The organism is Vreelandella xerophytica, from assembly GCF_968048975.1.
In genome coordinates, this window is sequence record NZ_OZ309106.1 from 785,480 (window position 1) to 798,365 (window position 12,886).

The window sequence follows — 12,886 nt, forward strand, 5'->3', positions numbered from 1 at the left end:
GGCGGCTGGCTTATTCCGGCAGAGCGTAGCCTATGACGTAGTCGCCCATCTTGGTGCCGAAGGTGCCGTGTCCTCCGGCGGTCACCACTACGTACTGACGACCATCGGCGCCGGTATAGGTCATCGGAGTGGCCTGACCGCCGGCGGGCAGGCGCGCCTTGTAGATCTCTTCACCGGTGGCGAGGTTGTAGCCGCGCAGGTACTGGTCCAGCGTGCCGCTCAAGAACGAGACGCCGCCTGCAGTGGTCAGCGGGCCGCCCAGCGCCGGTACGCCCACTGGTAAGCCAATGGGCAAACCAAAGGGCATGCTGTCGCGGGTGGTGCCGTTGGGGTGTTTCCAGACAACCTCGGCACTTTGCAGATCGATACCGGCCACGTCGCCCCAGGAGGGTGCCTGGCAGGGCAGGTCGAAGATGGAAAGCAGAGGCCCGAGTTCGACGGCGTAAGGCGCGCCGGCGTTGGGCTGAAGGCCCTGTTCGCTGGCCGAGCCCTGCTCGTCTTCCACTTCTTCACGCGGAACCAGGCGGGAGACGAAGGCCAGGTACTTGGCACCGGTGAACAGCGTCTGGCGCTGCGGGTCGACCGCCACGCCGCCCCAGTTCATCACCCCGACATTACCCGGGTAGACGATGCTGCCTTCAAGCGAGGGCGGCGTGTACTGGCCTTCATAGCGCAGCGAGTTGAACTGGATACGGCACATCATCTGATCAACCGGTGTCGCACCCCACATGTCACGCTCGGTGAGCGGCGGTGGCAGCAGGTTCAGTGCCGAGCGTGGCTGGGTCTCAGCCGTCCAGTCGCCTTCCACCGCGCCTTGCGGGACGGGAATTTCCTCGATCGGCACGATCGCCTCGCCGGTTTCCCGGTTCAGTACGTAGAGGCTGCCCTGCTTGGTCGGTTGAATCACCGCCGGCTGGGTGCCTTCGGCGGTGGCCAGATCGATCAGCACGGGCTGGGCCGGCATGTCCATGTCCCAAAGGTCATGGTGAACGAACTGATAGACCCAGGCCACCTGACCGGTTTCGAGTTCAAGCGCGACCAGGCCGGCGCTGTAGATTTCATCGTTTTCGGTGCGGTTGGCGCCCCATTGGTCCGGCGTGGCGTTACCCATGGGCAGGTAGACCAGCCCCAGCTCTTCATCCACGCTGATCGGGGGCCATACGTTGGGCGAATTGCGGGTATAGATGTCGTCGTCGGCAAGCGGCTCGGTGTTGTCGGGATTGCCGCTGTCCCAGTTCCAGACCAGCTCGCCGGTGCGCACGTCAAAGGCGCGGATCACGCCGGACGGCTCATCGATGGAGCTGTTGTCGGTTACGTGGCCGCCCAGGATCACCAGGTTTTCCGTGACCGTCGCCGGAGACGTGGAGTAGTAGCCGCCGGGGTCGAACTCACCGATATTGCGCGTCAGGTCCACCACGCCATCGTCGCCAAATCCACGGCAGCGTTCGCCGGTATCGGCATTCAGCGCGATCAGGCGAGCATCCGCCGTAGGCAGGTAGAGCCTGCGTGGGCACATCACGTCGGTCTGGCTGAGCATCATCGAAGGGGCGTTGTCGTCTTCACCGCTGATCGCTCCCGCAATCTCTTCAAGCAGTGCCAGGTCGATGGCAAAGGCACCGGGGTCAGCGAGAAGCTCGGATGAGCCGGCGGCTTCAGCGCTGGTGCCGGTATCCGGCTGGGTATCACCCCCACCGGCGTAGTTGGCGGCGTCGTAATAGGCCAGGCCCCGGCAGGTCATGTGCGGCCAGAGGGAGAAGTTGTCCGCCCCCATGGCACTGATGTCAGGATCGAACTCCCAAAGGGTTTCTCCGGTTTCCGGTGAAAGCGCCATGGCGCGGCTGTGGGAGGTACAGATGTAAAGGGTGTCGTTCACCTTGAGCGGCGTATTCTGATTGGTGATCTCCGGCGGGGCATCCGGGCCTGGGGCGTCGCCGGTCTGAATGCGCCATACCTCTTCGAGCTCGCCGATGTTCTCCGGGGTGATCTGGTCAAGCAAGGAGTAGTGGGTGCCCGCGTTGGTGCCGCCGTAGGCGGGCCAGTCATCGTTGGCCGCCTGCGCCGGGTTGACGTCGGCATTCGGGCGGTTCTCGGCCAGGGTGCCCTCGATCAAGCCCGGGGCGTTGAACTGACTCGCAATGGCCACCGCAATGGAGGCGACGATGCTCGCCGTCAGGGCCAGGCTTCCCCCACGTGAATGAAGCGGCTTGCGCCACCAGGGCAGCAGCATGATGATGGCTATCAGACAGGGGATCGCGACCCGGGGGACAAGCTGCCACCAGTCCAGGCCTACTTCCCATAGCGCCCATGCCAGGGTGCCCAGCAAGATCGCGGCATAAAGCCATAAGGCGGTGCCCTTGCGCAGAGCGAGTAGAATACCGGCGGCCATCACACCAACGCCGGCAACCACGTAGTAGAGGCTGCCGCCCAGGCTCAGCAGCTTGACGCCGCCGATAGCCAGCGCAAGCCCGGCAGCGGCCAGCAGCAGGCCGAGCACGATAGCCGGCCATTGGCTGCGGGCGCGAATATTTTCTTCCATGGGATTTCCCTGTTGGCAACGTACTAAAGACCAGCGGACGGTAATATCTCGCTAGTCGCTGTCAACGCAGGCTGACCCATCGGTTGGTGTCGCGATGGGTTAAAACACGTTGGTATCGCGCTTATCTTAATAATCAATTCGCTTTTGGTCGAACTGATTCAAGAGGATTGATAAAAAAACAGGGCCGCTTTATCAAAGATAAAGCGGCCCTGTTTGGGCAGGATCAGAGAAGGTCACTTCAAGACGGGATCAATCAGCAAGCTTGACCAGCATCTTGCCCGTGTTGCCACCTTCGAAGAGTTCAAGAAACGCCTCCGGTGTACTTTCAAGCCCTTCCTTGACCGTCTCTTTATAATCGAACTTGCCTTCAGCCACCTGCGGGCCCACTTCGTTCAGGAAGTAGGTATAGTTCGACCAATGATCGGCAACGATAAAGCCCTGCATCTTCGCCTTGCGCACTACCAGTTGAGACAGGTTGCTGGGCCCGGGTGCCGGGGTCTTGTCGTTGTAGCTGTCGATCATGCCGCAGACAGCGATCCGGGCGCCTTCGTTGAGCTGGCCAAGCGCGGCTTCCAGGCAGGCACCGCCCACGTTTTCGTAATACACGTCGATACCTTCCGGGCAGGCAAGCCGGATGGCATCGCCAAGCTCGTGCGCGGTACGGTCTTTGTAGCTCACCGGCTCGACACCCACGGATTCGAGCCAGGCAAGCTTGTGTGCCGCGCCGGCGATACCCACCACGTGGCAGCCTTTCGCCTTGGCCAGTTGCACCACCAGCGAGCCCACCGCGCCGCTGGCCGCGCTGACCAGGACGTTATCGCCGGTCTTGCACTCGGCGATCTGGTTCAGCCCGGTCCAGGCCGTCATGCCGGGCATGCCCAGAATGCCCAGGTACGCCTGTTCGGGAACATCGTGATCCGGTAAAGGGGTGACGCCTTCGCCCGACACCTGGGCAACGTCACGCCAGCCGCCCATGTGACTTACCTTGTCGCCGACGTTCAGGCGTTCGTCGTTGGATTCGATGATCTCGCCGATGGCGCCCCCTTCCATGGGCTTGCCTAATTCAAAGGGCGCCACATACGTACGCACACCGCTCATGCGACCGCGCATATAAGGATCCACCGAAAGCCAGCGGTTTTGAATCCGCACCTCGCCTGGCCCCAGGTCGGGTAGCTCTTCGGTTTCAAGTCTGAAAAGCTCGCGGCTGGGCAAGCCTTCGGGATAATCGGTCAGCGTAAAATAGCGTGATTGCATCATTGCCTCCTGCGTAGATGAATTGATTCACACTTTCGAAGTCATGCGCTAAGCGTAAAGACTATAAGCGCCAAGGCAAGTTCGCCAATTACGTGAAATAAAAAAGCGGCCCCGCCGGGGGCCGCTTTCAGCGGTAAGGTAGAACTGTACTGAGCGGGTGCTTAAGGGGTACCGCACATACGCGAGTGCGCTAGCCGTTAAGTTCTCTTGCTCGATACCCTGGATGTTCAAAAGCTTGGCTATCTGAGAAGCTAGATGAGCTTTTTGCAACCCTGAGCCTTTGAAACCTCAAGCGCCTAGTTGATCAGTGTCAACATCACCGGCGCCGTGCCTCGACGAACGATGCCGAGCTGGCGCGCCGCACGTTTGGAAAGATCGATCACCCGGCCTTTGACGAAGGGGCCGCGATCGTTGATGAGCACTTCGACTTCCTGGCCGGTATCGGGGCGGGTGACCAGTACCTTGCTGCCAAACGGCAGGCTGGGATGAGCGGCGGTCAGCGCCTGCTGGTCGAAAGCTTCTCCGCTGGCGGTGGTCGCGCCCTGGAAGCGATCACTGTAAAACGATGCCACACCTTCCTGAGTATCGGTCTCTTGGGCAAAGGCGCCCGTCGAAGCTACACATAATAAAATCGCGAATACGCTTATTTTAATACGTCTGGCATAGGCTCCCATTGGAGTACCTCAGCTATGGATATCGATCCGGTATTCAATAACGAACTACCCGGTAGGCCTCGCGATGGTAGCCTCCTCTTATCTGTTCAGCAAGCTTTGCGATGATCGGCGACGTTGTACCCCAAATTGCGATTTTAGTTCACTTGGCAACTCTTCAAGCCAAGTCAGTCAGTTAAAGAGCCTTTACAAACCAGAACGAAGTCAGCTCCGATTGTTCTGCAAAGTGCTTTTCTGTTTGATAAGAAACTTATGATGTAATGACCCACGTGTTATTATTTTTTCAACTTTCAATAACCTGGTATGGATATCCAATGGCTAAAAGTTCTTCGTTGACGCTGGTAGTTGGCGTGGTGGGCGGTGCCTTGATCGGTTTTCTGGTCGCTCAGGTCGTTCCCGAAAAACTGGGCACGACATTGGATGCCCAGACACAGGATGACGATGCCGAGCAAACCTCAACGCCCGAAGCCCTTCAGGGGCTTGACTACCTGACTCTGGATGAGCGCCTGCGTGACGAACTGACTTCCCAGGGGCAGTTGAATGGCAAGGACGGTAGCCGCTTTCTACGCTACGGCCTGTCGCTTGAACAAGACGAATTGATCGAGCTGAGCCTGAGCGGCGCCCTCGAGGGCGTCGTGGCGCTGTATGACGATCAGCTTCAGCTCATGGAGAGTGCCGAGACCCTGCGCTATCGCGTCGAGCAAGCGGGTGATTACGTCGTGGTGGTGAGTGGTTATGATGCCAGCAGCTATGGCCCGTTCACGCTCTATCCCCGCAGGATCGAACTCAGCGATTCCGATACGCTGAGCCTGGGTGAGCCCATGGATAGCTGGCTGCAGGGCAGCGAGCACGCCGTCACGTTGACGATCGAGGAGGCGGGCCTGTATCAGATCGACATGCGCTCATCGGATTTTGATGCGTACCTGGTGATTGAAGGCCCCAACGGATACCTGCGCGAAGACGATGATAGCGGCGGCGACCTGGACGCGCAGATCTCCGACTTCCTGGCGCCGGGGGACTATACCGTCAAGGCGCAGACCTACGGTGACGGCAGTGGTATCTATACGCTCACTGCTGAAACCAAGGAACTTCCCGGCGGCGAGCTTCGCAATGACGGCCCCATCGCGCCCGATGAATCCCTCGGTGGCTGGTACAGTGGCCAGGCGCTCGAGTACGAGCTTGAAATCGAAGAGGCGGGCATGTACCAGATCGATATGGTTTCAAGTGATGTCGACGCTTTTCTGGAATTGCGCGGCGATAACGACTACTACCGAGAAGACGATGATGGCGGTGACGGCCTCGATGCCCGTATAACCGACTTTCTGGCCCCCGGGGTCTATCAAGTCACCGCAAGAACGGCGTATAGCTCGGAAACTGCAGGGCTTTTCACGCTTTCGGTAGGGAGTAACGAGCTGCCTGAAGGCATCGAGCTTCAAAATGAAGGCACACTCACCGCGGGTGAAAGCATTGCCGGGTGGTATAGCGGCGAGGACGTCATTTATCAGTTGGAGCTCGAAGAGAGCACGGCGGTGTCGATTGCGATGAACTCTACCGACTTTGACGCCTATCTCGAACTCACCGGCGAGGGCGTCTCGTTTGCCGACGATGACGGCGGTCAGGGAACCAACGCGCTGCTCGAAGCCTCGCTGTTACCCGGCAGCTACACCGTACATGCCCGTGGCTATAGCGCCTACGGCAGTGGGTTGTTTGAACTCGAATACAGGGCTGAAGCGACGGACATGCAGCCCGACGCCTGACGGCCAGCCGCCACGCGTCAAAACGGCCCGTGCTTTGAGTGACCGCGCCCTTGTTCGCTTTGTGCGGCAAGGGCGTTTACATTTATAGCGGGGCCGGGGCCTGTTGCGCTCGACCCGCGTGCCAAGCGTCCAACAACACGCCAGGGAAACACACACGCCAAGCATAGAAATAAACCAGGCATAGAAATAAACCAGGTATAGAAATAAACCAAGGATAGAGATAAACAAAGGGAGTCGTTATGCAACGTATTCAAGGCGGTGTACTGGCCGTATCGGCACTGGTGCTGGCGGGCTGCCAAAGTCTTCAGGATCAGCCCGTCGAGCCGTATTCCATGGTGACGCTTGCCCAGGAGAAGTACTTTGTCGCATCAGATTGCCAGGGCGAGGAGTGCTCAAGCGTTCGGGTCTCGGCGCTGGAATTTCCCAAGTCAGAGGCACTGACACGCGAGCTGCAGGACCGCTTGATTGCGCTGGGCTCACAACTGGGTCCCGATGCCGCTCAAGCGGACAGCGATTTGCCCACGACCTGGGAGCGTTACGCCAACGGGTTTTTCGAACAGGCCCGGCAAAACAGCGCCGCCCTTGCCGAGCCAAGCGCCAGCAACGCCGTACTGGAGGCGGATGTCGTTGCCCGCCATAACGATCTTTTGGTGATCGAACTCAATGGTTATACCTACCTTGCCGGTCAGGCCCATGGGATGCCGATGACGGCGTTCATGGTCATCGACGAGCGCGAAGCACGCATTGTCGCGCCTGGCGAGATGATCAGAGAAGATCGCGAAGACGCTTTTCAGACGGCACTTTCAGAGGCACACCGCCGCTGGCTGGCCGACAACGACAAGGACGGCCAGTTTGCCGATAACTGGCCGTTTACCCCAAGCGACAATATTGCACCGCTTGAGCGTGGCTGGCAGGTGAAATACAACGTCTACGATATGGCCCCTTATTCAGAAGGGCAGCCAACGCTTTTACTGCCTAACGAGGCGCTTTCGGGCATAGCCAAGCCTCGCTTTCTGGCGCAGTAGCCAAAAAGGCGTCTACGCTTTCAGGGCGGCCGTTGCCGCAAGCACGCCAGCGACAGGGCCGGCCCGGGTCGGTACTGTTGGATTTTCAGCTACCGGGCACCGCTCCATGAGTTTGAATAATAACGAGCGCCAATGGGCGCAGCTTGTAGTCATCAACACCGACCAGCAACTTTTGCTGATTCACCACCCAGACGAAGCATCGCCCTGCTGGAGTACTGCTGGCGGCGAACTTCACCCGGAGGAGAGTTTTCCAGAGGCGGCTTTACGTACCCTGGAAGAGGCGGCAGGGCTCAAGGGCCCGCTTGGCCCGCTGCTGCACGAGTGCCAGGAGGTCGCAGGCAAGCTTGCCCCCACGGCCTGGCTTGAACGCTACTTTCTAGTGCGTTACGCCCAGGCGGTGGAAAGTGGCAGTCGCAAGAGCGAAGAGGGCGCACTGCACTACAAGTGGTGGTCGCTTGAAGAGATGCAGGCCGCTTCCAGGGAGCAGTTCAAGCCCGCCTGGCTGCCCGAACTGCTGGAAAGAGTCTTGACGAGTGAAGCGACGGTATCAGCGCCCCGCCTTTAGGCAACCCACCACCACCAGGGCAGCCGCCGTTGGCAGGCGCCAGTCGAGTACGCTCATGCCGGCCAGCACCAGCAAGAGGGCGGCCAGAACCGGTACTCCGTAGGCCAGGCTGCCCACCAGGCTTGATTGACCAAAGCGAAGCGCCTTGTCCCAGGCCACCATGGCGATGCCGTAAGGGCCCAGTCCCAGGGCGATACCGGCCAGAAGCGCTTCATTGCTTGGCAAGGTCAGGTTGTTTTCCAGTGTCAGGCTCGCGGTGGTGGCCACCGCGCAGGCAATGAGTAACAGACGCGGCAGAAGCGGGGTGAGCGCAATGGGGGCGGTCTGCCCGAACCAGGAGTAAAACGCCCAGCAGCACGCCGATAACAGAGCAATGCCATAGCCGGTCAGTTCGCCATTGAACCCGCCGTCCAGTGCCTGGGGCAGCAGCAGGATCGATGTCCCGGCAAAGGCGATCAGCGCACCGATCACCCCTTCGATACGCAGCTTCTTGAAGCGGCTGTACTGGCTTAGCAGCACGAACAAAACCGGCCAGGTATAGGTAATCAGCGCAGCTTCCGCAGCGGGGGCCAGGCGCATGCCGATAAAGTAGCTGCTGACCGCCCCCACGATAAGCAGCGGCACCCCAACCCAGACGCTGACTTTCCAACCTCTGCTCAATCTCTCCATGCCTGTGTTGCGACTTAGCGGCAACGTGGCGAGTGCGCCGGCCAGAAGCGTCAGGGCGGTCAGCTGCAGTGGCGTCGACGTGTGCGCCATCTCGGCGAGAAGCGGTGCCACGCTCCAAAGCACCACCGCCACCAGTGCAGCGCCAACACCGTACCAACGTGACAACACTAAAGGGATGTAAACGGGGCGCATGAAACGTCTCCTTGTATAGGGTCAGGCCTTGCTTTCCAAGTCTGTGAGTCAGCATACTCAGCAGTGACACATCACAATATCGATCTTTTATGATGGTACTCATCAATAACGGTGATATATGCGAGCGCCCATTTTCGATCTGGCACTGCTTCGCACGCTGGTAGCCATTGCCGATACGGGCAGCGTGACCGCCGCGGCCAAGCGCCTGGCCTATACTCAATCCACGGTCAGCATGCAGTTGCAACGACTGGAAACGCAGCTCGACCTGACTTTGCACGAACGGGAAGGCCGCCGGCTTCGCCTTACCCAGGAGGGCGAACGCCTGCTGGCCCACGCCAGACGCTTGCTCGCCTTGAACGATGACGCCTTCAGCGATATGCGAGCTCGCCCGATCACCGGCGACCTGACCTTGGGCATTCCGGAGGATTACGCCTCGCTCTTGCCTTCGGTATTTGCCTACTTTCATCAGCTCTACCCGGCGGTAGGCCTGACGGTCATCTGCGGCACCAGCGCGCATCTGGTGGAGCAGGTCAAGGCCGCCGAAATCGACCTGGCCCTGGTAACCCGCCAGCGAAACTCCCCCGGCGGCGATGTGATTCGCCGGGAGCCGCTTTTATGGGCAGTGGGCATCCACCGACAGCCACTATTGAGTGACCCGATACCGCTGGCGCTGTACTCGCCTGGAGCGGATGTCTTTCGCGAGGTGGCCGAGCAGGCGTTGCAAGCGGCCGGACGTGACTGGCGAGTGGCCTACACCAGCCAGTCGATGGCGGGGCTTGCCCCGATCGTGACCGCGGGCCTGGCCGTGGTGGTGGTTACCCGCAGCATGCTTACCCCTTCGCTTCGCCCGCTGGATGAAACCAGCGGGCTGCCTGCGCTTCCTTCCATCGAGCTTGCCCTGCACCGTGCACCACACCGACCCACCGAACCCGCCAGGCGGCTGGGCGAGTTAATTCGTGAACAGCTAGCGGCAATTGGCGAAGCGTTATAAGGTGAAAGGCACTGAACAGAATTCATGGCACATAAGGGCGCTAGGAGCATTAGATGCACGAGCTGGACCATTATATTTACCCTCACCGGGTACTGCACTGGCTGGTGGGTGGGGCCGTGCTTTTGTCGCTGGCAACGGGATTGACGCTGGGCACCTGGGGGTTTGAAACAACGGCTGAGGTACTGGGTAACGCGCTCACCAGCACTCTTTATACTGCCCACAAGACGCTGGGTGTATCGATTTTGCTTTTGATGACGCTGCGTATCATCACTCGCCTTGCCTTCGTGGTACCGGATCATGATCCGCCCCTGAATCCCTTTGAGCGTGTGGTCAGTAAAAGTGTGCACCATCTGCTCTATCTCGCGCTGGTCATCATGCCGCTGCTCGGTTGGGCGGCCACCGCTACCGGCGGTTATCCTGTCGAGTTTTTCACATGGCATCTGCCGGGGCTTTCAAGCGAAAACCCGACGCTTTCGCAGGCGCTCTTTCGTTGGCACGAGCGGCTGGGGTGGGCCATTTTGGTCCTGGTCGTCCTGCATGTCGCGGGGGCCTTGTTTCACTGGCGCATCAAGCGCGACAACGTTACCAAACGTATGAGCCTGTTCGATTGATCTAACGCCTGCCGGTCAAAGGGGGTTGATCGAGTAACCAGGCGGCGCGCAGGGAGCCACAACGCCATGGGTCAGCAAATCGCATTTATCGTAGGCTTGGCCGCGGTTCATCTGCTCGCCAACCGGATTCGCAATCTAAGCGCTGTGCCACGCAGCGCCTGGCTCTCCATGGCGGGCGGGGTCTCGGTGGCATATGTGTTCATCCACATCTTTCCCGCCTTGAGCCAGGCCCATGAAACGATCAACGCCCACGGCCTGCTGGCGGTGCTGGAACACAACGCCTATATCGTCGCGTTGATCGGCCTGGCGGTCTTTTACGGGCTCGAGCAGGTCGCTTCACACCATTCGCAGCCTTTCCAGGAAGGGTCCAAGCGTCATTTCAAAAGGCTTGAAGGCGTTTTCTGGATACATGTAGGCTCTTTTTCGTTATATAACGCGCTGATCGGCTATTTGCTGGTCTATCGCGACAACCAGTTTCCGGATGTCATATTCTTCTTTCTGGCCATGAGCGCACATTTTCTGGTCAACGACCATGCCCTGGTGCGCCATCATCGCCAGCGCTACCTGGACCGCGGGCGCTGGGTGCTGGCGGGTGCGGTGATCATGGGCTGGCTGGTGGGGGTGACGGTCGAGGTCACCGAAGCCTTTGTGGGCCTGCTTTATGCCTTCGTGGCCGGTGGTCTGGTGCTTAACGTTCTCAAGGAGGAGTTGCCCGAAGACCGGCGCAGCCAGTTCTGGCCCTTCGCGATGGGTATGGTGGTCTGCACCGTGCTGCTGATCTTTGCTGAACCCTAGCCGGGGGGGTATCTCTTTCTGCGGCGGTGGCTCTCTTGCGCGAGGGTTCGCTGACATGGGGCGTCAAGGTAAATGAAAATCACTCTGTTCGTTGACTTGGCAGGGGAGTGCGTCACAATCGAGCGCCAATCAACGCCGTAGGGAAGCGCTCATGGAGCTGTTGCAGGTCGTCTTTCGTCATTATCGCTGGCCGTTTCTGGGCGCCATTGGCCTGAGCCTTCTGAGTGCGGGGCTTGGGGTGGGGGTCATCGCCTTTATCAACCAGCGCCTGATCGAGGTGGGCAGCCCGCTTTCCGCGCTGCCCCAGTTTCTGGGCCTGCTGGCGGTGCTGCTGATCGTCACGCTGGGTACGCAGCTTGCGCTTACTCTGCTGGGCCATCATTTTGTCTTCGATCTGCGTTCACGGCTGGTGAAGCGCATTCTGGATACCGATATCGAACGCCTTGAGCAGTTGGGCAATGCCACGCTCCTGGCGAGCCTTTCAAGCGATGTGCGCAATATCACCATCGGTTTTGTGCGCCTGCCCGAGCTTGTGCAGGGCGTAGTGCTCACGCTTGCCTCCATTGCCTATCTTGCCTGGCTTTCGCCGCAGATGGTGGTCGTCACGGTGCTCTGGATCGCCTTTACCATGGGTGTGGGTTGGGTGCTGGTATCCCGGGTGTATCGGCATTTCAATCTGGTGCGGGAAAGCGAGGATCGCTTGTACCGGGATTACCAGTCGGCGATTGAAGGGCGTAAGGAGCTGGCGCTGAACCGAGATCGGGCGCAGCGCTTTTTCGACGATACCTACACCACGAATGCGCGGGAGTACCGCTACCACATCATTCGCGCCGACACCTATCATCTGAGCGCGGGAAACTGGTCCAACATCATGATGCTGGGGGCGATTGGTGTCGTGTTCTTCATGGCCAACGGCCTGGGGTGGGCAACGCCTGCCGTGGCCGCGACTTTCGCCCTGACCCTGCTGTTTTTGCGTACGCCGTTGATTCAGGCGATTGGCGCCTGGCCGACGTTGATCAGCGCTCAGGTGGCGTTTGACAAGCTGGCAAGCCTGGAGCTTGCCGCGTATCAGCCGGGTTTCGAGGTCGATGACGCTTTCCAGTCCTGGCAGCGCCTGGAGCTTGTGGAGGTCACCTACCATTACCCTGAAAGCGCGCACGCAGAGGGGTTCAAGGTCGGCCCTGTCAACCTGACCCTGGAGCGGGGCGAGCAGGTGTTCCTGATTGGCGGTAACGGCAGTGGTAAGTCCACCTTGGCGCGTCTGCTGACTGGCCTGTATCAGCCGCGAAGTGGACACATCCAGGTCGATGGTCAACAACTTACCCCTGCCCAGTGGCACGGGTTTCGCGTTCGGTTTGCCAGCGTGTTTACCGATTTTCATCAGTTTGACCTGGCCATGGGCCCAGGCGGACAAGCTGCCGACCCGGCGCTGGTGGCGACCTGGCTCGAGCGGTTACAGATGCGCGAGAAGCTCAGGTGGGAGGGCGGTCGGGTGGTCAATACCCAACTGTCCCAGGGCCAGCGCAAGCGGCTGGCACTCTTGCTGGCGATTGCGGAAGAACGGGATATTCTACTGCTCGATGAGTGGGCGGCTGACCAGGACCCGCAGTTCAGGCGGCTATTCTATCGCGAGTTGTTGCCGCGCCTTCGGGAAATGGGCAAGACGGTGTTTGCGATCAGCCATGATGACAGCTATTTCGTCCACGCGGACCGGCTTCTGGAAATGTCCCAGGGCAAGCTGTGCGAGCTGACCGGCGCGCAGCGCGAGCTGGCAAGCCAGGACGCCATCGCCCGGATCAATACCTGACGCGGGGGAGTCT

At 59.8% G+C, this 12,886-nt stretch carries 11 protein-coding genes; 7 read left to right on the plus strand and 4 right to left on the minus strand.

Annotated elements, in window-relative coordinates:
* Positions 1 to 10 precede the first annotated feature (10 nt).
* The 3 genes from ACWF8S_RS03700 to ACWF8S_RS03710 all read right to left on the minus strand — a co-directional run bounded on the left by ACWF8S_RS03700 (position 11) and on the right by ACWF8S_RS03710 (position 4,464).
* Positions 11 to 2,536, minus strand: coding sequence for a glucose/quinate/shikimate family membrane-bound PQQ-dependent dehydrogenase (locus ACWF8S_RS03700; RefSeq protein ID WP_447555485.1), 2,526 nt, complete (start codon positions 2,534 to 2,536; stop codon positions 11 to 13).
* A 249-nt stretch (positions 2,537 to 2,785) separates the two neighbouring features.
* The gene (locus ACWF8S_RS03705) at positions 2,786 to 3,790 is read right to left on the minus strand and encodes an NADP-dependent oxidoreductase (protein ID WP_447555486.1); all 1,005 of its coding nucleotides are present in this window, start codon (positions 3,788 to 3,790) and stop codon (positions 2,786 to 2,788) included.
* A gap of 296 nt (positions 3,791 to 4,086) precedes the next feature.
* Positions 4,087 to 4,464 (minus strand): septal ring lytic transglycosylase RlpA family protein, encoded by a 378-nt coding sequence (locus ACWF8S_RS03710; protein WP_447555487.1) that lies wholly within the window; start codon positions 4,462 to 4,464, stop codon positions 4,087 to 4,089.
* Positions 4,465 to 4,775: 311 nt separating this feature from the next.
* Between ACWF8S_RS03710 and ACWF8S_RS03715 the strand changes: the two genes are divergently transcribed.
* The 3 genes from ACWF8S_RS03715 (at position 4,776) to ACWF8S_RS03725 (ending at position 7,808) form a co-directional block, all read left to right on the plus strand.
* Entirely contained in the window at positions 4,776 to 6,218 is a 1,443-nt protein-coding gene (locus tag ACWF8S_RS03715; RefSeq protein ID WP_447555488.1) for a hypothetical protein, read from the plus strand.
* Positions 6,219 to 6,457: 239 nt separating this feature from the next.
* On the plus strand, positions 6,458 to 7,243 hold the full coding sequence (locus tag ACWF8S_RS03720) for an RsiV family protein (RefSeq protein ID WP_447555489.1): 786 nt from the start codon (positions 6,458 to 6,460) through the stop codon (positions 7,241 to 7,243).
* A 106-nt stretch (positions 7,244 to 7,349) separates the two neighbouring features.
* Positions 7,350 to 7,808, plus strand: coding sequence for an NUDIX domain-containing protein (locus ACWF8S_RS03725; protein WP_447555490.1), 459 nt, complete (start codon positions 7,350 to 7,352; stop codon positions 7,806 to 7,808).
* On the opposite strand, the gene ACWF8S_RS03730 is transcribed toward ACWF8S_RS03725, so the two are convergent.
* Entirely contained in the window at positions 7,791 to 8,669 is an 879-nt protein-coding gene (locus tag ACWF8S_RS03730; protein ID WP_447555491.1) for a DMT family transporter, read from the minus strand. The two genes, ACWF8S_RS03725 and ACWF8S_RS03730, sit on opposite strands and share 18 nt — an antisense overlap.
* Positions 8,670 to 8,787: 118 nt before the next feature.
* On the opposite strand from ACWF8S_RS03730, the gene ACWF8S_RS03735 reads away from it, so the two are divergent.
* The 4 genes from ACWF8S_RS03735 (at position 8,788) to ACWF8S_RS03750 (ending at position 12,873) form a co-directional block, all read left to right on the plus strand.
* The gene (locus ACWF8S_RS03735; protein ID WP_447555492.1) at positions 8,788 to 9,660 is read left to right on the plus strand and encodes a LysR substrate-binding domain-containing protein; all 873 of its coding nucleotides are present in this window, start codon (positions 8,788 to 8,790) and stop codon (positions 9,658 to 9,660) included.
* Between the two features lie 53 nt (positions 9,661 to 9,713).
* Positions 9,714 to 10,271, plus strand: coding sequence for a cytochrome b (locus tag ACWF8S_RS03740; protein ID WP_447555493.1), 558 nt, complete (start codon positions 9,714 to 9,716; stop codon positions 10,269 to 10,271).
* A gap of 66 nt (positions 10,272 to 10,337) precedes the next feature.
* Entirely contained in the window at positions 10,338 to 11,066 is a 729-nt protein-coding gene (locus ACWF8S_RS03745) for a hypothetical protein (protein WP_447555494.1), read from the plus strand.
* Between the two features lie 151 nt (positions 11,067 to 11,217).
* A complete protein-coding gene (locus ACWF8S_RS03750) occupies positions 11,218 to 12,873 on the plus strand; it encodes a multidrug ABC transporter permease/ATP-binding protein (protein ID WP_447555495.1) in 1,656 nt (551 codons plus the stop codon).
* The last annotated feature ends 13 nt before the right edge of the window (positions 12,874 to 12,886 follow it).

Excerpts from the sequence above, each read along its gene's own strand:
- ACWF8S_RS03700 (WP_447555485.1), bottom strand. The coding sequence starts at position 2,536 with ATGGAAGAAAATATTCGCGCCCGCAGCCAATGGCCGGCTATCGTGCTC.
- ACWF8S_RS03705 (WP_447555486.1), bottom strand. The coding sequence starts at position 3,790 with ATGCAATCACGCTATTTTACGCTGACCGATTATCCCGAAGGCTTGCCC.
- ACWF8S_RS03710 (WP_447555487.1), bottom strand. The coding sequence starts at position 4,464 with ATGGGAGCCTATGCCAGACGTATTAAAATAAGCGTATTCGCGATTTTA.
- ACWF8S_RS03715 (WP_447555488.1), top strand. The coding sequence starts at position 4,776 with ATGGCTAAAAGTTCTTCGTTGACGCTGGTAGTTGGCGTGGTGGGCGGT.
- ACWF8S_RS03720 (WP_447555489.1), top strand. The coding sequence starts at position 6,458 with ATGCAACGTATTCAAGGCGGTGTACTGGCCGTATCGGCACTGGTGCTG.
- ACWF8S_RS03725 (WP_447555490.1), top strand. The coding sequence starts at position 7,350 with ATGAGTTTGAATAATAACGAGCGCCAATGGGCGCAGCTTGTAGTCATC.
- ACWF8S_RS03730 (WP_447555491.1), bottom strand. The coding sequence starts at position 8,669 with ATGCGCCCCGTTTACATCCCTTTAGTGTTGTCACGTTGGTACGGTGTT.
- ACWF8S_RS03735 (WP_447555492.1), top strand. The coding sequence starts at position 8,788 with ATGCGAGCGCCCATTTTCGATCTGGCACTGCTTCGCACGCTGGTAGCC.
- ACWF8S_RS03740 (WP_447555493.1), top strand. The coding sequence starts at position 9,714 with ATGCACGAGCTGGACCATTATATTTACCCTCACCGGGTACTGCACTGG.
- ACWF8S_RS03745 (WP_447555494.1), top strand. The coding sequence starts at position 10,338 with ATGGGTCAGCAAATCGCATTTATCGTAGGCTTGGCCGCGGTTCATCTG.
- ACWF8S_RS03750 (WP_447555495.1), top strand. The coding sequence starts at position 11,218 with ATGGAGCTGTTGCAGGTCGTCTTTCGTCATTATCGCTGGCCGTTTCTG.